The organism is Modestobacter italicus (genome assembly GCF_019799965.1).
In the GTDB taxonomy this organism is placed as follows: domain Bacteria; phylum Actinomycetota; class Actinomycetes; order Mycobacteriales; family Geodermatophilaceae; genus Modestobacter; species Modestobacter italicus_A.
Genome location: NZ_JABGCJ010000006.1, coordinates 61,172 through 80,677, shown reverse-complemented (window position 1 = coordinate 80,677; position 19,506 = coordinate 61,172). Strand labels below are relative to the sequence as shown.

At 74.4% G+C, this 19,506-nt stretch carries 18 protein-coding genes; 8 read left to right on the top strand and 10 right to left on the bottom strand.

Annotated elements, in window-relative coordinates; translation table 11 throughout:
• Window positions 1-211: 211 nt before the first annotated feature.
• Window positions 212-1,009: a TetR/AcrR family transcriptional regulator C-terminal domain-containing protein gene (locus HLA93_RS15500; RefSeq protein WP_222195319.1), complete on the bottom strand. Its 798-nt coding sequence runs from the start codon at window positions 1,007-1,009 to the stop codon at window positions 212-214.
• A gap of 206 nt (window positions 1,010-1,215) precedes the next feature.
• On the opposite strand from HLA93_RS15500, the gene HLA93_RS15495 reads away from it, so the two are divergent.
• Both HLA93_RS15495 and HLA93_RS15490 read left to right on the top strand, forming a co-directional pair.
• A complete protein-coding gene (locus HLA93_RS15495) occupies window positions 1,216-2,199 on the top strand; it encodes a ferritin-like domain-containing protein (RefSeq protein ID WP_222195318.1) in 984 nt (327 codons plus the stop codon).
• 139 nt (window positions 2,200-2,338) lie between these two features.
• Window positions 2,339-2,797, top strand: a complete 459-nt coding sequence (locus HLA93_RS15490) for a hypothetical protein (protein WP_222195317.1) — start codon at window positions 2,339-2,341, stop codon at window positions 2,795-2,797.
• A gap of 73 nt (window positions 2,798-2,870) precedes the next feature.
• On the opposite strand, the gene HLA93_RS15485 is transcribed toward HLA93_RS15490, so the two are convergent.
• From HLA93_RS15485 to HLA93_RS15475, 3 genes are all read right to left on the bottom strand, one after another.
• A complete protein-coding gene (locus HLA93_RS15485) occupies window positions 2,871-3,245 on the bottom strand; it encodes a PaaI family thioesterase (protein WP_222195316.1) in 375 nt (124 codons plus the stop codon).
• A gap of 55 nt (window positions 3,246-3,300) precedes the next feature.
• Window positions 3,301-3,996 carry a hypothetical protein gene (locus HLA93_RS15480; RefSeq protein WP_222195315.1) on the bottom strand — a complete coding sequence of 232 codons (696 nt, stop codon included), beginning with the start codon at window positions 3,994-3,996 and terminating at the stop codon, window positions 3,301-3,303.
• 121 nt (window positions 3,997-4,117) lie between these two features.
• Window positions 4,118-4,606, bottom strand: coding sequence for a GNAT family N-acetyltransferase (locus HLA93_RS15475; RefSeq protein WP_222195314.1), 489 nt, complete (start codon window positions 4,604-4,606; stop codon window positions 4,118-4,120).
• An 83-nt stretch (window positions 4,607-4,689) separates the two neighbouring features.
• On the opposite strand from HLA93_RS15475, the gene larA reads away from it, so the two are divergent.
• Complete coding sequence (gene larA, locus HLA93_RS15470) at window positions 4,690-5,979, top strand: nickel-dependent lactate racemase (RefSeq protein ID WP_246626804.1); 1,290 nt, start codon at window positions 4,690-4,692, stop codon at window positions 5,977-5,979.
• Here larA and HLA93_RS15465 read toward each other — a convergent pair.
• The 5 genes from HLA93_RS15465 to HLA93_RS15445 all read right to left on the bottom strand — a co-directional run bounded on the left by HLA93_RS15465 (window position 5,969) and on the right by HLA93_RS15445 (window position 10,947).
• On the bottom strand, window positions 5,969-6,262 hold the full coding sequence (locus tag HLA93_RS15465) for a UBP-type zinc finger domain-containing protein (protein WP_222195313.1): 294 nt from the start codon (window positions 6,260-6,262) through the stop codon (window positions 5,969-5,971). The two genes, larA and HLA93_RS15465, sit on opposite strands and share 11 nt — an antisense overlap.
• 12 nt (window positions 6,263-6,274) lie before the next feature.
• On the bottom strand, window positions 6,275-7,687 hold the full coding sequence (locus HLA93_RS15460; RefSeq protein ID WP_222195312.1) for an ATP-binding protein: 1,413 nt from the start codon (window positions 7,685-7,687) through the stop codon (window positions 6,275-6,277).
• 1 nt (window position 7,688) lies between these two features.
• Window positions 7,689-9,350, bottom strand: coding sequence for an FAD-dependent oxidoreductase (locus HLA93_RS15455; RefSeq protein WP_222195311.1), 1,662 nt, complete (start codon window positions 9,348-9,350; stop codon window positions 7,689-7,691).
• 103 nt (window positions 9,351-9,453) lie between these two features.
• Window positions 9,454-10,698 (bottom strand): MFS transporter, encoded by a 1,245-nt coding sequence (locus tag HLA93_RS15450; RefSeq protein WP_222195310.1) that lies wholly within the window; start codon window positions 10,696-10,698, stop codon window positions 9,454-9,456.
• Window positions 10,699-10,743: 45 nt separating this feature from the next.
• On the bottom strand, window positions 10,744-10,947 hold the full coding sequence (locus tag HLA93_RS15445) for a hypothetical protein (protein WP_246626803.1): 204 nt from the start codon (window positions 10,945-10,947) through the stop codon (window positions 10,744-10,746).
• Window positions 10,948-11,085: 138 nt separating this feature from the next.
• Between HLA93_RS15445 and HLA93_RS15440 the strand changes: the two genes are divergently transcribed.
• The 3 genes from HLA93_RS15440 to HLA93_RS15430 all read left to right on the top strand — a co-directional run bounded on the left by HLA93_RS15440 (window position 11,086) and on the right by HLA93_RS15430 (window position 14,315).
• A complete protein-coding gene (locus HLA93_RS15440; protein WP_222195309.1) occupies window positions 11,086-11,871 on the top strand; it encodes an SDR family NAD(P)-dependent oxidoreductase in 786 nt (261 codons plus the stop codon).
• A gap of 110 nt (window positions 11,872-11,981) precedes the next feature.
• Complete coding sequence (locus tag HLA93_RS15435) at window positions 11,982-13,199, top strand: acetyl-CoA C-acetyltransferase (RefSeq protein ID WP_222195308.1); 1,218 nt, start codon at window positions 11,982-11,984, stop codon at window positions 13,197-13,199.
• Window positions 13,200-13,289: 90 nt separating this feature from the next.
• Window positions 13,290-14,315, top strand: a complete 1,026-nt coding sequence (locus tag HLA93_RS15430; protein WP_222195307.1) for an iron-siderophore ABC transporter substrate-binding protein — start codon at window positions 13,290-13,292, stop codon at window positions 14,313-14,315.
• A gap of 43 nt (window positions 14,316-14,358) precedes the next feature.
• On the opposite strand, the gene HLA93_RS15425 is transcribed toward HLA93_RS15430, so the two are convergent.
• Window positions 14,359-15,369: a LacI family DNA-binding transcriptional regulator gene (locus HLA93_RS15425; protein ID WP_222195306.1), complete on the bottom strand. Its 1,011-nt coding sequence runs from the start codon at window positions 15,367-15,369 to the stop codon at window positions 14,359-14,361.
• A gap of 146 nt (window positions 15,370-15,515) precedes the next feature.
• Between HLA93_RS15425 and HLA93_RS15420 the strand changes: the two genes are divergently transcribed.
• Complete coding sequence (locus tag HLA93_RS15420; RefSeq protein ID WP_222195305.1) at window positions 15,516-18,959, top strand: TM0106 family RecB-like putative nuclease; 3,444 nt, start codon at window positions 15,516-15,518, stop codon at window positions 18,957-18,959.
• Window positions 18,956-19,489 (top strand): very short patch repair endonuclease, encoded by a 534-nt coding sequence (locus tag HLA93_RS15415; protein WP_222195304.1) that lies wholly within the window; start codon window positions 18,956-18,958, stop codon window positions 19,487-19,489. The genes HLA93_RS15420 and HLA93_RS15415 overlap by 4 nt, the downstream gene beginning before the upstream one ends.
• Window positions 19,490-19,506: the final 17 nt, after the last annotated feature.

Here is a 19,506-nt window from a genome sequence, read left to right as displayed (position 1 = left end):
CTCCAGGGGGGTCTGGGTGGACTGGGGGACGGCTGTGGTGCCGTCGTCCGCCGGACCCTCCTGTGCCCGCTCGTTTACGCCGTAAACGGACAGGGAGTGACATTCACGCCGGGTTCACCGAGCAGGTGGCTGAGCAGGCCGGCAAGCCTGGAGACCGGATGTCGTCGGCGCCGCTGGCGGTGATCCACCGGAGCGCCGCAGTCACTCCGAGTCAGGCGAGGTCGTCGACCTCGCCATCGGAGTTCTTCGCCTGGTGCAGCACCCGCTCCAGTCGGTCGAGCAGGTTCTCCAGTGACTCCTCGAACTCCGCCGCCGACTTGTCCTGCCCCAGCAGCGGCTCGGTACGCGCCAGGTTCGGGTAGTCGGCCAGGTCGGTCTCCTCCTGCGCCTGCGCGTCACCCTCGGGCTGGTCGAGCAGGCTGACCTGTGCACCGATCTGGGTGACCTCCAGCAGCAGGTGGCCGAGCAGGAAGCTGGAGTACGCCCGGTAGGCCGCGACCGCGGCCTGGTCGGAGAAGCCCGCGTCGCAGAGCGTGCCGAGAAACGACTCGACCAGGCGCAGGCTGCGCAGCGGTGGACGCACCCAGGGGGCCGCGGGTGGCCGGCTCGCGATCAGCGGGAAGACCGCAGGGTGGGCCAGGGCGATCCGGCGCATCCCGTGCGCCAGCCGCACCAGGTAGTCCTGCCAGCCGGCGTGGTCGCCGATGTAGACGTCGTCGCCGTCCTGGTCGTCCCACAGCGTCTCGACCACCCGGTCGACGACCCCGTCGAGCAGGTCCTCGCGACCGGGCACGTAGCGGTAGAGCGCCATTGCCTCGACACCGAGGGAGGCGCCGAGCCGGCGCATGGTGAGCGCGGCCAGACCGCTCTCGTCGATGAAGTCGATCGCCGCCTGCAGGATCCGCTCGCGGTCGAGCCCGGCGGGCCGGGTCAGCTCGCTGGCCGCCCCCGGGCCCTCTTGCACGGCCACCAGGTCCGGATCGCGTGTGTCGTCACTCGTCGTGTCCACCGTTCACCTCCTCGTGTCACGGCCACTGTCCTCGCCGTCGTCCCGTCGTGGGGTGGCCGCCCGGGAGACCTACCCCCTGTGGGGCAGACGTGCCCGAACGGGCTGTGACGACGATCACTGCTAGCCAGACCGCTTGCTCTTGTTAGCGGCACCGGCCGGCTGGGCAGGAGAGGGACGTCAGGTCACATCCCGACCCTGGAGTCCCCATGACCGACACCGCCACGCTCATCGCCCAGCTGCGCGCCCTGCTCGTGCTCACCCAGACCGAGGAGCAGATCGCGCGGATCCGGGTGGCGCAGGCCCGCACCGACGCCGTCCGCCGCGAACTTCAGCAGAACGCCGACCACGCGGCGGAGCGCACCACCGCGATCGCCGAGCAGGTGCGCCGGCTCGGTGGCATGACCGACGTCGTCACCCCGGCCCTGGGCCGGCTCGGCGCACTGGTCAAGGCCACGCTCGAGCAGGCCGAGCCCATCGACGAGGCGCTCCTGCAGGACCTGCAGCTGGAGCACCAGCTGCTCGACCGGGCCACCTACCTCAAGGTGCTGGCCCAGGCCGCGGAGCAGCCGGCCGTCCACGACCTGGCCGAGCGGCTGGTCGCCGCGCACTCGGCCACCGTCGAGTGGCTCACCGTCGTCCTCGCCGAGCAGGCCCTGGGTGGGCCGGCCGCGCTGCGGGCCACCCCCTTCCAGCGGGTCGCCGGCGGGGCGAGCAAGCTGGCCAACCTCCCGGTCCGGTTCGCTGCCGACACCGTCAACCGGGCCGTGGACACGGCCCAGCACGCCGGTGGGCAGGCCGGTGGCGCGGTCAACGGCGTCGTCGGAGACGTGGTGGGGCGGGCCACCGCCCTCACCGGCGCCGTCCGGGAGACCCTCACCGTCGGCCGGGTCGCCTCACTGCGCCGGGCCGAGCGCATCGCCCAGCGGGAGGGCAACAGCGGCACCGCCGAGGCGGTCGCCGCCACCCGCCGCGAACTCGGCGACCTCACCGCCGACGAGCTGCCGATCAAGGGCTACGACTCGATGTCCACCGCACAGATCGCCAAGGCGGTCCGCGAGCTGGACGACCCCCAGCAGGTCAACACGATCATCCGCTACGAGGAGGCGCACAAGGCCCGCTCCAGCGTGGTGAGCGCGACCCAGACCCGGCTCGCCGCCCTGGCGAAGGAGGCCGTGGGCATCCCGGAGTGAACGTCCGGCCGGTCCGCGGGCGGTCGGTCGGGCACGTCGCGTGCCCGGCCGACCGCCGTGTGCGAGGCCACCCGGCCGTGCGTGAGACGGTCGTCACCTTCGCGTTACAGCCGGGTGGGTTCGGGAAATGCTGTGTCTCATGACCACTGTGCCTGAGGTCGCCACCACCCCTGAGGTGCTGGAGAGCGAGTTCTCCCTCATGACCGCCGTGATCCGGCTGGACTTCCTGAGCCGGCGCGACAACGTCGCCATCGACGGCCCGAACGACCGCTCCGACGACGACGACGACTGGGCCAGCTTCAAGGCCGTCGGTACCTCCCTGGACACCGAGGAGGCCCTGGAGCTGCTCGCCCTGGGTGAGGTCGTCGCCCGCAAGGCGCACGAGCACCGCCAGCTTGGCATCCGCGCCGCGCTCCGTGGTGGCGCCGACTGGGCCCAGATCGGCCGTGCCCTGGGCGTCTCGCCCCGCGCCGCCTGGGAGCGGCACATCAGCTGGCTGGACGGCCAGGAGGCGGCCCGGCGCGCGGGCGACACCGATGCGCTGGACGCCGACGCGGTCGCCGCGGCTCGGGAGCTCGCCGGCCGCCGGCCCGCCTGACCGACCGCCTGCGCACCTCGAGAGGGCGCCCGGACCAGCACCTGGTCCGGGCGCCCTCTCTCTCGTCTCGGGGTCAGCGGTGCAGGACGGCGAAGGTGGCCACCGCGTGCACCAGCGTGCGCCCCTCCTGCTCCACCTCGGCCTCGCACACCGTCAGGTGCTCGCCCTGCTTGCTGATCCGGCCGGTCACCTCGAGCAGGCCGGGGCTGCCCGGGCGCAGGTAGGTGAGGGTCAGCTGGCTGGTGGCCGGGACGTCGCTCTCGCCGGTGCGGCTGCGCACGGCCCGGCCCATGGCGGTGTCGACCAGGGTGGCCAGGACGCCGCCGTGCACCGTGCCCGCCTCGTTGAGGTGCTGGTCGGTGGCGTCCAGCTGCAGGTGCGCGGTGCCGTCGTCCGCCGTCCCGCCGTGCACGCCCAGGGTCTCCACGAAGCTCGTCTGCTCACTCATCCACCGCCGCTACCCGGGGGAGCCGGGCCGACTCCTCGACCGGACGGCGCGCCGGTCAGCCGGCGAGCCGGGCCAGCGCCTGCCGGACGACGGTGAGCAGCCCGAGGTGGTGGTCGAGCAGCTGGGGGCGGTGCCAGTCCGGGCGGAGCGCGGCGAGGAAGCCCGCCGCCGTCCAGAGGTCGTCGCCGTCGTCGGTGCCCAGCAGGGACGCGCGCAGCACCGGGTCTGCGGCCAGCGGCTGCAGCCGCGCGACGTCGTCCGGGCCGCACAGCAGCCGCCAGCGGGCGTCGAGGTCCGGGTCGCCGCTGGGCACGGCCACCCACCGGCCGGCGCCCTGGACCCACAGCCGCGCCGGGCTCAGCCGCACCGTCGGGGCGTCGACGGCGAGGGCGGTCACCGCTGCCTCGGGCACGCCGCCGGCGGCCGTGGTCAGCTCGACGTCGAAGGCGAGCGCCGGGACGTCGCCCGGCCGACCGGTGCGCACCCGCACCGGTCGGTGGTCCGGGCCGAGCCGGCGCAGGGGAGCGGTGGCCAGCAGCCGGCCGGCCACCTCCGCAGCGTGGTCGTCGCCCGCCGTCCAGCCGTGCTCCCGCGCCCACCTGCTCGTGCCCGCGGGGTCGCCCGCGTCGGCGAACGTGGCATCGGCCGGCCCGCGGGCGTGCCCCCGGCCCAGACCCAGTCCGTGTCGCCCGGCAGCACCGGCAGCGCGGGCGGCCTGGCCCAGGAAGGGGTGGTCCTGGTTGCGCGGCACGATGGCTCCTGACGGTCGGGGGACGACAGTGTCGCCGACCGATCGGCTCCCACGGTCATCCCGGGGCGCGGCCGGGCACGCCTGCTCGCCCCGAGGTGGGCGGGTGCCCGGGTCGGCGTGCTCAGGTGCCCTCGGGCCAGGGGACCTCCGTAAAGCCGATTCGCCGGTAGAGACCGTGCGCGGGGTTCCGGCGGGTCACGATGAGCGACAAGCGGGTCTCTCCACCGGCCCGCAGCACCGTCGCCGCTGTCAGCAGCAGGCGGGTGCCGTGCCCGCGGCCCTGCCACCTCGGGTGCGTGATGGCCTGGGCGACGAACGGCAGCCCCTGCCAGCGGGTGCAGACGACCGCGGCGGCCACCTCGCCGACCTCCTCGGCCAGCAGCCACGTATCGGGCAGCGGCGGGCCGTGGGTGCCGGCGGCCGTCGACCGCAGCTCCGCCAGTGCGGCGGCTCGGTCCTCGCCCTCGTCGTCCACCGTGCCGCGGTAGGCCTCGGTCATCACCTCGGCCATCGCCGGCAGATCGGCGTCCCTCGCCACCCGGACGCCGGAGCGGTCCATCTCGGGCAGCGGCCGACCGAGGTCCAGGACGAGGTAGGGCCGCGATTCCATTCGCCGGACGCTGGAGCGGGCCGTTCGGCGGGTCCACGCCTTTGCGCCCGGCGACCCGGTGGGATCGGCGGGGGAGTGGTCGAATGGGCCGATCCGACGGCGAGGAGGCCGACGTGCAGCAGGTGAGGCTCGCCTACGGGCGCACAGGACTGACCGTCGAGCTGCCGGACGACGCGGCGGTGATCACCCCGGTCGAGCACGCGGCCGCCCCCCACGTCGCCGCTGAGCTCCGCCGGGCACTGCGGGAGCCGGTGGGCGGTGCGCCGCTGCGGGAGCGGGTGCGGCCCGGGCAGACGGTGGCGATCTCGGCGTGCGACGGCACCCGCGCCCAACCCCGGCACCTGATGATCCCGGCGGTGCTCGCGGAGCTCGACGGCATCGTGCGGACCGAGGACGTCGTCGTCCTGGTCGCCACCGGCACCCACCGGGCCAACACCGACGCCGAGCTGCGGGCCATGTTCGGCGACGAGGTCGTCGACACGGTGCGGATCGTCAACCACGACTCCCGGGCGAGGGACACCCACCGCTGGATGGGCACGTTCGGCGACGGGGTGCCGGTCTGGCTCAACGAGCAGTGGGTGGACGCCGACGTCCGGATCACCACCGGCTTCGTCGAGCCGCACTTCTTCGCCGGCTTCTCCGGTGGGCCGAAGATGGTCGCCCCCGGGCTGGCCGCGCTCGACACCGTGCTGGTGCTGCACGATGCGAAGCGCATCGGGAACCCGCGGGCGACCTGGGGCGTCACCCAGGGCAACCCGGTGCACGACGACGTCCGGGCGATCACCGCCGGCACCGACGTGACGTACTCCTTCGACGTCGTCCTCAACACCCGGCAGGAGGTCATCGCCGCGTTCGGCGGGGACACTCTGGAGATGCACGCCGCGGCGATCGAACGGGCCCGCGAGGTGGCGATGGCCCCGGTGGACGCGCCGTTCGACGTCGTCGTCACCACCGGCTCGGGCTTTCCGCTGGACCAGAACCTGTACCAGTCGGTCAAGGGCATGTCCGCGGCCGCGCAGGTGACGAAGCCCGGCGGGCTCATCGTCTGCGCCGCCGCGTGCGAGGACGGCTTCCCCGACCACGGCTCCTACCGGGAGGTGCTCACCTCGGCCGCCTCGCCCGAGGCCCTGCTGGAGCTGATCGGCGCCCGCGAGCAGACGGTGCCCGACCAGTGGCAGGTGCAGATCCAGGCGCGCATCCAGTCGGCGCACCGGGTGGTCGTGCACACCGACCACCTGACCGACGCCCAGCTGGCCGAGGCGCACCTGGCGCAGACCGCCGACATCGCCGCGACCGTGGCCGAGGCCGGCCCGGGCGCCCGCGTCTGCGTGCTGCCCGAGGGCCCGCAGACCATCCCGTACGTCAGGAGCTAGGGGCGGGGAGGAGGAGAGCCTGGTCGGGATGGCACCAGGCCCAGTGCTCGCGGGGCTCGGCCGAGGCGAACACCGGGTGCCCGGTGGTCGCCGCGTGGGCGGTGGCGTGCCGGTGCGGTGAGGAGTCGCAGCAGGCGACGTGGTCGCAGGCCAGGCAGCGTCGCAGGTGCACCCACTGCCCACCCACCCGCAGGCAGTCCGCGCACGCCGCTGCCGGGCCAGCCCCGGGAGGCAGCCCGTCGGCGTGCCCGCAGACGGTGCCGCGCTCGGCCTGCCAGCTCATCGACGTCCCCGGTCAGGCGCCCGCGGCGCGCGGCAGCCGCACGCAGAACGTCGTCCCCTCCGGGCCGGTCGTGTAGGTCAGCGACCCGCCGTGCCGGCGCTCGACGATCCGCTTGGCGTTCTCCAGGCCCAGTCCGCTGCCCTCACCGGCCGCCTTGGTGGTGACGAAGGGCTCGAACAGGTGCTCGCGCACCGACTCCGGCACCCCGGGCCCGTCGTCGGCGACCTCCACGAACACCGCCGCGTCGTCGGCCCGGGTGCGCAGCGTCAGCACGCCGTGCCCGGCGAGCGCGTCGGCGGCGTTGTCGATCAGGTTGGTCCACACCTGGTTCAGCTCCGCCGGGTAGCCGGGCACCGTGGGCAGCGCCGCGGCGTACTCCCGGCGCACCTCGATGCCGGCCAGCTTGCGGGCCAGCATCACCAGCGTGCTCTCGATGCCGGGCTTGATGTCGACGTCCTGGTGCTGGGCCTGGTCCAGGTGCGAGTACTGCTTGACCGCGCCGACCAGGGAGGAGATCCGGGTGCTCGCCTCCTCGATCTCGCTCATCAGCGCCTCGGTCTCCAGCGTGTAGCGCAGCCAGCCGAAGGCCGCTTCCCACTCCAGGCCGGAGTCGACCCGCTCGACCACGTCGTCGACCCACTGGGCGTCCATGCCGGAGGCGGCGAACACCGGGGCCAGGTCGTAGGCGTGACCGACGCCGATCTCCTGCAGCCGGTCGGCGATGGAGTCCTCCAGGTCGCTCTCCTCCAGCGCGCTCAGCTCCGGCCGGGGCTTCATCGCCCGCTCGACCGCGACCTCCTGGGTCTCGATCAGCCGGGCGACCAGCTCGGGGGACAGCCCCTTGCCGGCCAGCAGGCGCAGCTTCGTGCGCATCCCGGCGACCCGGCTGCGCAGCTGCTCGGTGGCCCGCACGGCCGCGGCGGCCGGGTTGTTCAGCTCGTGCGCCAGGTTCGCCGACAGGACGCCGAGCTGGGCCAGGTGCTCGCGCTGGCGCAGCGCCGACTCGGTGGCCCGCACGCCCTCGTAGATGCCGTCGAGCAGGTGCACCGCCATCGGGCACTGCTGCACCACCAGCGTGGCGAAGTCACCGGCGGGCAGCCGGAGGAACCGGCTGGGCCGGGTGGTGCGCAGCGTGGTCTGGTACACCTCCGGCGGCCCGCTGGCGAAGGCCCGGACCGCGCCGGAGTAGGCGCCACGGTGCGCCGTCCGGTTGATGACGACGTCCTCGCCACCGCCGTGCTTGGTGAGCAGCAGCTCGCCCTCCAGCAGCATGAACAGCGCGTCGGCCGGCTCGCCCTCGGCGAAGACCACGGTGTCGGCGTCGTGCACACGCACGTCGGCCCGGGCCGACAGCCAGGTCAGCGCCTCGTCGTCGAGCGACTCGAACAGGAACAGGCTGCGGACCTCGTCCACGTCCACGGGCATCTCAGATCGCCTCCAGGTAGCGGTGCACCAGGGTCACGGCCATCGCGCCCTCGCCGACGGCGCCGGCCACGCGCTTGACCGACTCGGCGCGGACGTCGCCGGCGGCGAAGACGCCGGGCACCGAGCACTCCAGGTGGTAGGGAGCACGGGTCAGTGGCCAGCCCGCCGGCGGCCGGCCGTCGGCGTCCAGCAGCGCCGGGCCGGTGCGCAGGAAGCCGCGGTCGTCGCGGTGGAACCCCTCGCCCAGCCAGTCGGTGAGCGGCTTGGCGCCGATGAAGACGAACAGCCGGGTCGCCGGCACCGTCGTCGTCCCACCGGTCTGGGTGTCCGACAGCACCAGCTCCTCGAGGTGGTCACCGCCCTGCACGGCCTCGACCTGGGTGCAGTTGCGCACCTCGATGACCTCGGAGGCCTCGATCCGTGCGACCAGGTACTCGGACATGCTGCGGCGGATGTCCGGGCCGCGGCAGAGCATGACCACCCGGCTGGCGAACTTGGCGAAGTGCAGCGCCGCCTGGCCCGCGGAGTTCGCGGCCCCGACGACGTAGACGATCTCGTCCCGGCAGTTGAGCGCCTCGTGCGGGTCGGCCCCGTAGTAGACCCCGCGCCCGGCGAACTCCTCGGCGCCCTGCGCCGGCAGTCGGGTCCACTGGACGCCGGTGGCCAGCACCACGGCGTGCGCGGTCACCTCGGAGCCGTCGGCGAAGCGCAGCACCCGGCCGTCGCCCTGCGGCGCGATCTCGGTGACCTCGGCGGTGGTGAGCACCTCGACGCCGAACTTCACCGCCTGGTCGCGGGCCCGCTGGGCCAGCTCGGCCCCGGAGACCCCGCGCGGGAAGCCCAGGTAGTTCTCGATCCGGCTGCTGGTGCCGGCCTGCCCGCCGGTGGCGGTGCGCTCGACCAGCAGGGTGCGCAGCCCCTCGCTGCCGGCGTACACCGCCGAGCCGAGCCCGGCCGGGCCGGCGCCGACGACGACCACGTCGTAGAACGGGCTCCCCGCGGTGGTCGACAGCCCGCACTTCTCGGCGAGCTGGCGCAGCGAGGGCCGGCTGAGCACGGTGCCGTCCGGGAACACCGCAGCCGGCAGCGTGGCGTCGTCCTCCAGGTCAGCGGCCTTGCGGATGCCGGCGCCGTCCTCGCCCTGCACGTGCCGGTAGGGCACCTGGTTGCGGGCCAGGAACTCCTTGAGCGCCTGGGTGTCGGCCGACCACTGGTGGCCGAGGAGGGTCAGCCCGTCGAAGGGTGCGCGGGCGGCCCGGGTCCACTGCTCGAGCAGCTCGTCGAGCACCGGGTAGAGCAGCTCCTCCGGCGGGTCCCAGGGCTTGAGCAGGTAGTGGTCGAGATCGACGTCGTTGATCGCCCGGATGGCGGCGTCGGTGTCGGCGTACGCGGTGAGCAGCACCCGCTTGGCGGCCGGGACCAGGTCCATCGCCTGCTCCAGGAACTCCACGCCGGTCATCCCGGGCATCCGGTGGTCGGCCAGCAGCAGCGCGGTCGACTCGCCGCGGGCGGTGAGCTCGCGCAGCGCCGCGAGGGCGTCGGCGCCGCTCTCCGCACGCACGATGCGGTAGCGGTCGCCGTAGCGGCGGCGCAGGTCGCGGGCGACGGCACGGCTGACGGCGCGGTCGTCGTCGACGGTGAGCAGGACGGGTCGGGCAGGCACAGCACCTCCGGTCGGCGCCGCCGCGGGTGGACCGCCCGAGTGGGCGGGCCCCCGGTGGCCCTCCCATCCAACCCGGCGGAGGTGAACAGCGGTAGTGCCTGCCTCAGGCCGGGCGGACGGTGCGCGGCATCGCCAGTGCGGCCAGCAGCCCCAGCCCCAGGACGGCGGCGCTGACCGCGAACGCCACCTGGAAGGAGAAGGCGTCGGTCAGCCAGCCGGCGACCAGCGGGCCGACCACCGCGCCCAGGTCGGCGACCATCTGGAACACCGCGACCATCCGACCGCCACGGCGCGGGCTCACGTCGCCGACCACCGCGGCCGGCACGCTGGCCAGCAGCGAGGCGCCCAGGCCGAAGGTGGCCATCGCCAGCAGGAAGGCCGCGGTGGACGGCGGCAGCACCAGCACGGCGATCGAGGCGGTGGCCAGCCCGGTGCCGAGCACCAGCGACGGGCGCCGTCCCCAGGTGTCCGACAGCCGCCCGGCCCGCAGCAGGCCCAGCGCCTGGGCCACCGACCCGGCCAGCAGCCCGGCGCCGGCCCAGGCCACCGTCTTGCCCAGCTCCTCGGTGACGTAGAGCGGCACGAGCGAGTTGCGGACGCCGAACAGCACCCACCCGACACCGAGGTTGGCGACCAGGGCCGCCAGGTAGGCCCGGGATCGCAGCGCCTGGCGCAGCCCGCCGGCGTCGGTGCCGGGCGGGGGGACGGCGGCGGTGGAGGGCTCCGGCCCGCCGCCCTGGTCGACCCCCGGGGCCACCGCCGCGTCGGTGGGCGGCAGCGCCGCCGGTCGCAGCAGGACCAGCGCCACCGCCCCGGCGACCAGCAGGAACCCGGCGTAGACGAAGAACGGGACCCGCGGGGAGATCTCGGCCAGGAAGCCACCGGCGGCCGGCCCGGCGATGCCGCCGAGGATGAAGCCGCCCTGGTAGGTGGCGGCCGCCCGGCCCCGCTGGTGCGCCGGCGCGGTGCGCAGCAGCAGCGACAGCGCGGCGACGGTGAACATCGCGCTGCCGATGCCGCCGGCGGCGCGCAGGGTGACGAACAGCGGGAAGTTCCCGGCCAGCCCGGCCAGCCCGGTGGTCACCGCGACGATCGCCAGGCCGGCGGCGAGCACCGCCCGCTCGCCGATCCGCTCCACCAGCGAGCCGCCGCCGAAGGCGGACACGAACCGGAAGAAGGCGAAGGCGCTGACCGCGAAGCCGACGGCGGTGGTGCCCACCCCGTAGTCGCGGACGAACAGCGGGATGGCCGGGGCGACGACACCGAAGCCGAGGGCGACCACGAAGGCGACGATGGCGAGGACGCCGACCTCGCGGGGGAGTGGGGCGTCCTTGCCGTGTCGTCGCACGAGGGTCGATCCTCACACGCCCGGTGCCGGTCCCCGCGCCGGACCTCAGCCGGGCGGCTCCACAGGCTCCACCCGGCGCAGGAACGACCGGATCGCCAGGTGGTGGGAGAGCTGCTCGCGGTGTCCGTCGCAGGCGGTCCAGACCTTCTCCCGGTCAGGGGTGTGGACCTTGGGGTTGTTCCACACCAGCCGGGAGGTGGCCGGCTCTCGGCAGCCCTTCGCCGAGCAGATCACCACGTCGTCCGTCACGGTCGTGATGATCCCCGAGCGCGGTCGGCGACCGGCCGATGGCACCTCCCGCGGCGCCGGGCGGGCCGGTCGCGGAGGCGCGGCCCGGAAGTCCGCGGATCCGGGTGACGCCCCGGGGTCGCTGGGTACGGCCAGGTCATGACCGACACCAAGCCCCTCGCACTCGTCACCGGCGCCTCCAGCGGGATCGGGTTCGAGCTCGCCAAGCAGTTCGCCCAGCACGGCTTCGACCTGGTGATCGACGCCGAGGACCCCACCATCGACACCGCGGCCGCGAAGCTGCGCGCCGAGGGCACCGAGGTGATCGCCGTCCAGGCCGACCTCCGCACCCCCGAGGGCATCGAGCAGCTGTGGACTCGGGTCCAGGGCCTCGGTCGCCCGCTGAACGCCGCGGCCCTAAACGCCGGCGTGGGTCGCGGTGGCGCCTTCGTCGACACCGACTGGGCCGACGACCTCGAGGTCATGCAGCTCAACGTGGTCTCGACCGCCGCGCTGCTGAAGCTCTGCCTGGTCGAGATGACCGGGCGCAACGAGGGCCGGGTGCTGGTGACCTCGTCCATCGCCTCGACCATGCCCGGCGCCTACCAGCCCGTCTACAACGCCTCGAAGTCCTTCGTGCAGTCGCTGACCGAGGCGGTGCAGCAGGAGCTCAAGGACTCCGCCGTCACGATCACCGCGCTGATGCCCGGCCCCACCGACACCGACTTCTTCTCCCGCGCCGACCTGGACGACACCGCCATGGGCAAGGGCCCGAAGGACGACCCGGCCCAGGTCGCCGCCCAGGGCTTCGAGGCGATGATGTCGGGGGAGAAGAAGCTCACCGCCGGTTCGCTGATGACCAAGGCACAGGGCGTCGCGAACAAGGTGCTGCCCGACGCCCTGAAGTCCTCCGCGCACGAGTCGATGGCCAAGCCGCGCGACTGACCGCCTGCGCCGACGCCCCTCCCCGGTACGACCGGGGAGGAGCGTCGGCGTCCGTACGGAGCGACCGCGAACGGCGTGCCGGGCCGGGGGAGGGCTGGCAGAGTGGGTGCATGGACGACGTCGTCATCTGTTCCCCGGTCCGCACCCCGGTCGGCCGCTTCGGCGGGGTCTTCGCCGGGCTCTCCGCCAACGAGCTGGCTGCCTCCGCCCTGCGCAGCCTGGCCGAGCGCACCGGGCTGGGGGAGGGCGAGGTTGACGACGTCATCCTCGGCAACTGCAGCCCGAGCGGGGAGAACCCGGCGATCGGCCGGATAGCCGCACTGGACGCCGGGCTGGGCGTGCGGGTGCCCGGGCTGCAGATCGACCGGCGCTGCGGCTCCGGGCTGCAGGCCGTCATCTACGCCGCCATGCAGGTCGCGGCCGGTTCGGGCACGGTCGTGGTCGCCGGTGGCGTGGAGTCGATGAGCAACGTCGAGCACTACGCCCTGGGGTTGCGCACCGGCGCCAAGGGCGACGGCGTGATGCTGCACGACCGGCTGGCCCGCGCCCGCGAGACCGCCGGCGGCATCCACCACCCGGTGCCCGGCGGCATGCTGGAGACGGCGGAGAACGTGCGCCGGGAGTACGGCATCGACCGGCTCGAGCAGGACGCCTGGGCACTGCGCTCGCAGCAGGCCGCCGGGGCGGCGATCCGGGAGGGCCGGTTCGCCGACGAGGTCATCGGGGTCGAGGTGCCGACCACCCGGAAGACGCCGGCCCGACTCGTCACCGAGGACGAGCACCCGCGTCCGGACACGACGATGGAGGACCTGGCGAAGCTCCGCCCGGTGATGGGCCGGGTCGATCCGGAGGCGACCGTCACCGCGGGCAACGCCTCCGGGCAGAACGACGGCGCCGCGCTCTGCGTCGTGACGACCCGGGCGGAGGCCGACCGTCGGGGCTGGGAGCCGTTCGTCCGGCTGGCCGGCTGGGCGGTGGCCGGCGTGCCGCCGGAGACGATGGGCATCGGGCCGGTGCCGGCCACCGCCGCGGTGCTGGAGAGGACCGGGCTGAAGCTGTCGGACATGGACCTCATCGAGCTCAACGAGGCCTTCGCCAGCCAGGTGCTGGCCTGCCTGCAGGAGTGGGGCCTGGACGGCGGCGACCGCGACCGGGTCAACGTCAACGGCTCGGGCATCTCCCTGGGCCACCCGGTCGGCGCCACCGGAGCGCGGATCCTGGCCACCCTGGCCCACGAGATGCGTCGGCGCGAGGCCCGGTACGGCCTGGAGACGATGTGCATCGGCGGCGGTCAGGGCCTGGCCGCGGTGTTCGAGCGGGTGGTCTGAGCGCACCGGGCGTGTCCGGTCGGAGCCTGATGGCGATCATCGTGTGGGGCCGTCTTCTTAGGTAAGGCTGGCCTAAGGTACAAAGTGCCCATGTTCCGCACCCGGTCGCCCATCGCGCGACGCACCCTGATCAGCAGCCTGACCCTCAGCACGCTGGCGATGGCCGCCCTGGCCGGCTGCTCGTCCGGCTCCGACGATGCCTCGGACGACGCGACGTCGTCTGCCGGCGCTGCCGAGAGCGCCTTCCCGGTCACCATCGAGCACGCCTACGGGGCCACCGAGATCCCCCAGGAGCCCGAGCGGGTGGTCTCCCTCGGCTACACCGAGCAGGACGCGATCCTGGCGTTCGGGGTCGTGCCCGTCGCCGTGCGCTACGCCTTCGGGCCCGAGGACGACGTCTTCTTCCCGTGGGCCGACGAGGCGGCCGGGGACGCCGACCCGGAGATCCTGCCCCGCGCCGAGGTCGACCCCGAGCAGATCGCCGCGCTGCAGCCGGACCTGATCATGGCCGTCACCGCAGGCCTCACCGAGGACGAGTACGCGACGCTGTCGGAGATCGCACCGACGGTCGTGCAGCCCGCGGAGTACATCGCGTTCGGCACGCCGTGGCAGGAGCAGACCCGGGTCACCGGGCAGGCGCTGGGGCAGCCCGAGCGCGCCGAGGAGCTGATCGCCGACGTCGAGGCCCAGGTCGAGGAGGCCGCCGCCGCGCACCCGGAGTTCGCCGGCAAGACGGTCACCCTCTCCGGCCCGGCCTACGAGGGCGAGTACCCCTTCCACACCTCGGACGACACCCGCACGCGGTTCTTCCTGGACCTCGGCCTCACCGTCGACCCGGCGCTGGACGCCGCCGCGCAGAGCGACTTCTACGGCACGGTCAGCCGCGAGCAGGCCCAGATGCTCGACGCGGACGTGCTGGTCTTCCAGGTGGGCTCCGAGGCCGAGCGGGCCGGCATCGAGAGCGACCCGGTGCTCGCCGGCCTCCCCACCGTCAGCGAGGGCCGGTCGCTCTTCATCGCCGACGACGACTACGCCGCGCTGCAGTTCGCCAGCGCCCTGAGCCTGCCCTACCTGCTGGACAGCTTCACGCCGCAGCTCGCCGAGGTCCTGGGCTGAGCCGAACGAGGCCCGGCCCCGGTCGCACCGGGGCCGGGCCCGGTCACCGTGGTGGCGCGGTCGACCCGCGCGCCACCAGCACCGGCTCGACCAGCTCGGCCCGGCGCAGCGGCGCAGCGGCGTCGCCGGTCAGCTGGGCCAGCAGGAGGGCGGCCGCGCGCCGGGCGAGCAGCTCGGCCCGGTTGTCCACGGTGGTCAGCCCCGGCGACCACCACTCGTAGAACGGTTCGTCCTCGGTGCAGATGACCGACATCTGGTCCGGCACCCGCAGCCCGCTGTCCCCGAGGGCGGGGACGGCACCGAAGGACGCCTCGTGGTTGCTCACCAGCAGCGCCGTCGGTGGCTCGGGCAGTGCGAGCAGCTGAGCGGTGGCGTCTCGGCCGAAGTCGGGCGTGAACGGGCCGCGGTGCACCAGCTCGTCGACCAGCGGTACGCCGGCGGTGGCCATCGCGGCGGCGAAGCCGGCGTGGTGCAGCCGCCCGGAGGTGATCTCCGGCGGGCCCTCGATGGCGGCGATCCGGGTGTGCCCGAGCCCGAGCAGGTGCTCGGCCGCCAGCCGGGCAGCCGTCTCGTAGGCCGACATCACCGACGGGGCCAGCGACCCGGGGACCTCGCGGTTCATCGTCACCACCGCCCGGCCCTCCCGGACCAGGGTGTTGATCAGGTCGGTGTTGGCGCCGGAGCCGGCCACGACCACCCCGTCGAAGGAGTGCTGGCGCACCGTCTGCAGGAACGCCGCCTCCCGGCCCGGCTCGCCGCCGGTGGTACAGACGAGCACCTGGTACTCCTGCTCGGCGGCCCAGCCCTGCAGGCTCTCGGCGATGGTGTGGAAGGTCGCCGTCCGCAGGTTGTTGACCACCAGGCCGAGCAGACCGGTGCGGCGGGTGCGCAGCGCGCTGGCCATCCGGTTGGGCTGGTACTGCAGCGCCGCCGCGGCCGCCTCCACCCGGGCCCGGGTCGAGGGCAGCACCGCGGGATGTCCGGACAGGGCACGGCTTGCCGTGCTGGTGCTCACCCCGGCGGCGGCAGCCACCGAGTGCAACGTCGCGGACACGCTCGATTCCTACCGGTACGGCTGTTGCCCCAAACGGTCGCCCCCCGTAGGGCTGTCGTCAACGGGTGTGCTGCCGTCGCAGACCGTCGTACCCCGACCGTACGGTCGGCCCCGGTCCTCCGCCGGAGGACGGGACGGAGGAACCGGTGTACCAGTCCGACGGCGCGCTGGTGGTCAGCGCCAGCGACCTGACCGGCTTCCTGGAGTGCGAGCACCTCACCCGGCTGTCGGTGGAGGTGGCCCGCGGCGAGCGGAGCCGGCCACCGGCGGTCGACCCGATGACCGAGCTGGTCGCCGCGCACGGCATGGCGCACGAGGAGCGGCACGTCCAGCGGCTGCGCGACCGCGGGCTCACGGTCGTGGAGATCGCCGGGCCGGCGGGCAAGGACGCCGCCGGGCTGGTCCGCGCCCAGGCCGAGACGCTCGCCGCGATGCGGGCCGGCGCCGACGTGGTCTACCAGGCCACCTTCTTCGACGGCCGGTGGCGGGGGCACGCCGACTTCCTGCTCAAGCGCACCGACCGGGTCAGCGACCTCGGCGACTGGGCCTACGACGTCGCCGACACCAAGCTCGCCCGGCGGATCAAGGTGCCGGCGCTGCTGCAGATGGCCCTCTACGGCGACCTGCTGGCCGGGTTGCAGGGCGTGCCGCCCGAGCTGCTGACCGTGGTCACCGGCGACCAGCAGGAGCTGGTGTTCCGGTACGCCGACGCCGAGGCCTACACCCGCGCGGCGCGCAGCCGGTTCCTCGACCGGCTGGCTGACGGTGAGCTGGCCCCGCCCTATCCGAACGCGCACTGCGGCGTCTGCCCGTGGCGGGAGACCTGCACCGAGCGCTGGCGCGCGGAGGACTCGCTCTCGCTGGTCGCCTTCATGCGCCGCGACCACGCCACCGCCCTCGTCGGAGCCGGCATCCCGACCGTCACCGCGCTGGCCGCCCGGCTGCCCGACGAGCTGCCCGAGCCGATCGGCCGGTCCTCGCGCGAGCGGCTGACCCAGCAGGCGCGGCTGCAGGTGACGGAGCGGGCCACCGGTACGCCCTCCTACGAGTTCCTGCAGCGCGAGGCCGGGCGGGGCTTCGAACTGCTGCCCCCACCGAGCGCCGGTGACCTGTTCTTCGACATCGAGGGCGACCCGTTCGCCGGCGACGCGGGGCTGGAGTACCTCTGGGGTGTCCTGGACACCGCCGGGGAGTTCACCGCCTTTTGGGGCTGCGACCCGGCCGCTGTCGACCAGTCGGCCGCCGAGCGCACGGCGTTCGAGCAGCTGGTCGACCACCTGACCGCCGCCCACGCTGCCGACCCGGCGATGCACGTCTTCCACTACGCGCCCTACGAGCCGACCAGGCTGAAGACGCTCTCCGCCCGGCTGCAGACCCGGGAGGCCGAGGTCGACCGGCTGCTGCGCGCCGACGTGCTCGTCGACCTCTACGCGGTGGTGCGTCAGGGGCTGCGGCTGAGCAAGGAGTCGTACTCCATCAAGCAGGTGGAGGACTACTACCGCGGCCACACCCGGGCGCACGGGGCCGACGTCTCCGACGCCGGGGAGAGCATCGTCGCCTTCGAGCGCTGGCTGACCACCCGCGACCAGGCGCTGCTGGACCAGATCGAGGCCTACAACCGCGACGACTGCGTCTCCACCCGGGAGCTGCGCGACTGGCTGGAGGCCCGGCGCACCGAGCTGCTCGCCTCGGGTGCGCGCCTGGGGCGGCCGGAGGACGGCGACCCCGACGGCTCCGCGGAGAACGCCGCGGCCCAGGTGCTCCGCGAGGAGCTGGAGCAGCGGCTCACCGCTGGGCTGCCCGACGTCGACCGCACCCCCGAGCAGCAGGCGACCTGGTTGCTGGCCCAGCAGCTGGGCTGGCATGCCCGCGAGGCCCGGGCGGCCTGGTGGGAGTACTTCCGGCTCCGCGACCTGTCCGCCGAGGAGCTGGAGCGGGAGACCGCCGCGCTCGGGCCGCTGGAGGGCGCCCAGCTGGTCGGGGCGCAGGGGCGGTCGGTGCACTGGCGCTACACGTTCCCGCCGCAGGAGACCAAGGTGTCCGCCGGCAGCCGTTACGAGCACCTGCTGCCCGGCGCCGACGGCAAGCGGCTGTCCAGCACGGTCGTGGACGTCGACGCCACCGCCGGCTGGGTGGTGCTGGCCCGCGGCACGGCCGCCTCGCTGGAGCACCCGACCGGCCTGCTGCCCAGCTCACCACCCAGCGACGCGCTGTTCCGGGCCGCGCTGGCCGACCTCGGCGAGCAGGTGGCCGGCAGCGGGATCGACGCGCCGGGGCCGTTCCGCGCCGCGCGCGACCTGCTGCTGCGCCGGCCACCGCGGCTGCTCGACGGGGCGCCGCAGCGGGAGGCCGGCGAGGAGTCCGCGGCCGCCGCGCGCCGGCTGGCCGGGTTGCTCGACGGAGGGGTGCTCGCGGTGCAGGGCCCGCCCGGCGCGGGCAAGACCTACACCGGGGCGCGCGCCGTGGTCGACCTGGTGCGCGCCGGGAAGCGGGTCGGCGTCACCGCCTCCAGCCACAAGGTGATCGGCAACCTGCTGGATGCGGTGATGGCCGCCGCGCGGGAGGCGGGGGTGCCGGTCCGGGCGCTGCAGAAGGCCGACGAGCTGCAGCGCTGCCGGGACGCCGACGTGCGCTGCGTGACCGCCAACGCCCACGTCGTCGACGCGCTCGACGGCGGGGACGTCGACCTGGTCGCCGGCACCTCGTGGCTGTTCGCCCGCCCGGAGCTGGCCGGCCGGCTGGACGTGCTGGTGGTCGACGAGGCCGGCCAGCTGTCCCTGGCCAACACCCTGGCGGTGAGCCGGGCCGCGACCAGCCTGGTCCTGCTCGGCGACCCGCAGCAGCTGCGCCAGCCGGGCCGGGGCATCCACCCCGACGGCGCCGACGTCTCGGCGTTGCAGCACGTGCTCGGCGATGCCGAGGTGCTCACCGCCGACCGGGGCGTGTTCCTCGACCGCAGCTGGCGGATGGCGCCGGCGCTGTGCCGGGTCGTGTCAGAACTGTCCTACCGCGGGGAGCTGCAGCCGGCTCCGGTCACCGCCGGCAACGCCCTCGACGTGCCCGTCCGCTGGGCGGCGCCGGCCGGGGTCGGCTGGGTCCCGGTGCCGCACGAGGGCAACGGGTCGGCCTCGCCGGAGGAGGCCGCGGTCGTCGCCGCGCTGGTGGCAGACCTGGTCGGGCGCAGCTGGCGCACCGGCGCGGGGGAGCGGGTGATGACCCCGGCCGACGTGCTGGTGGTGACCCCGTACAACGCCCAGGTCAACCAGGTGCGCAGTGCACTGGCCGCCGTGGGCCTGGGGGAGGTGGAGGTCGGCACGGTCGACAAGTTCCAGGGCCGGGAGGCCGCGGTGGCCGTCTTCAGCCTGGCCGCCTCCAGCGGCGCGCACGTGCCCCGGCGGCTGGACTTCCTGCTCGACCGGCACCGGCTCAACGTCGCCCTCTCCCGGGCCAAGACCGTCGCCTACCTGGTCGGCAGCCCGGCGCTGCTGACCTCCCCGGTGCAGACGCCCGAGCAGCTCCGGCTGGTGAACGGTCTGTGCCGGCTGGTCGAGATCGCCACCGAGCACGCCCGCGTCCCCGCCGGCGCATGACGGTGGGCTCCCCGGCGTCGCTCAGCCGTCCACCTGAGCCGCTCGATGGGCACAGCCCGGTCGTCGCGGACGAACAGTCGAGGGGCGTCGGAGACGTCGACCTGCGGCGCTCTCCGGCTGCCTCCTCGGTGGCGGTGCGGTCCCGCTTCCGCCGGCAGGGCCGCCGGGACACCGCGCCCGAGCTCGCCGTCCGGCGCCGGCTGCACGCCCGCGGGGTGCGCTACCGCGTCGACGTGCGGCCCTGCCAGGAGACCCGCGCACGGGGCGATCTGGTCTGGAAGGGGCGGCGGCTGATCGTCTTCATCGACGGCTGCTTCTGGCACAGCTGCCCGAGCTGCGGGCACCAGCCGCACGCGAACGCGGCGTGGTGGGCCGAGAAGCTGGCCGCGAACGTCCGCCGCGACCGGCGCACCGACGCAGTCCTCACCGCGCAGGGGTGGCGGGTTCTCCGGTTCTGGGAGCACGAGGAGCCGGACGCCGTGGCCGACGCGATCTGCGCGGCGCTGGGCCGGGAGCTGTCGGCGCGGTGAGCGTGGTCGGCTGCGAG

Bases quoted from the DNA above. Each gene is read 5' to 3' on its own strand.
- HLA93_RS15485 (WP_222195316.1), bottom strand. From the start codon at position 3,245: ATGAGTGAGCAGACGAGCTTCGTGGAGACCCTGGGCGTGCACGGCGGG.
- HLA93_RS15430 (WP_222195307.1), top strand. From the start codon at position 13,290: ATGTTCCGCACCCGGTCGCCCATCGCGCGACGCACCCTGATCAGCAGC.
- HLA93_RS15490 (WP_222195317.1), top strand. From the start codon at position 2,339: ATGACCACTGTGCCTGAGGTCGCCACCACCCCTGAGGTGCTGGAGAGC.
- HLA93_RS15440 (WP_222195309.1), top strand. From the start codon at position 11,086: ATGACCGACACCAAGCCCCTCGCACTCGTCACCGGCGCCTCCAGCGGG.
- HLA93_RS15495 (WP_222195318.1), top strand. From the start codon at position 1,216: ATGACCGACACCGCCACGCTCATCGCCCAGCTGCGCGCCCTGCTCGTG.
- HLA93_RS15460 (WP_222195312.1), bottom strand. From the start codon at position 7,687: ATGCCCGTGGACGTGGACGAGGTCCGCAGCCTGTTCCTGTTCGAGTCG.
- HLA93_RS15475 (WP_222195314.1), bottom strand. From the start codon at position 4,606: ATGGAATCGCGGCCCTACCTCGTCCTGGACCTCGGTCGGCCGCTGCCC.
- HLA93_RS15415 (WP_222195304.1), top strand. From the start codon at position 18,956: ATGACGGTGGGCTCCCCGGCGTCGCTCAGCCGTCCACCTGAGCCGCTC.
- HLA93_RS15465 (WP_222195313.1), bottom strand. From the start codon at position 6,262: ATGAGCTGGCAGGCCGAGCGCGGCACCGTCTGCGGGCACGCCGACGGG.
- HLA93_RS15435 (WP_222195308.1), top strand. From the start codon at position 11,982: ATGGACGACGTCGTCATCTGTTCCCCGGTCCGCACCCCGGTCGGCCGC.
- larA (WP_246626804.1), top strand. From the start codon at position 4,690: ATGGGCCGATCCGACGGCGAGGAGGCCGACGTGCAGCAGGTGAGGCTC.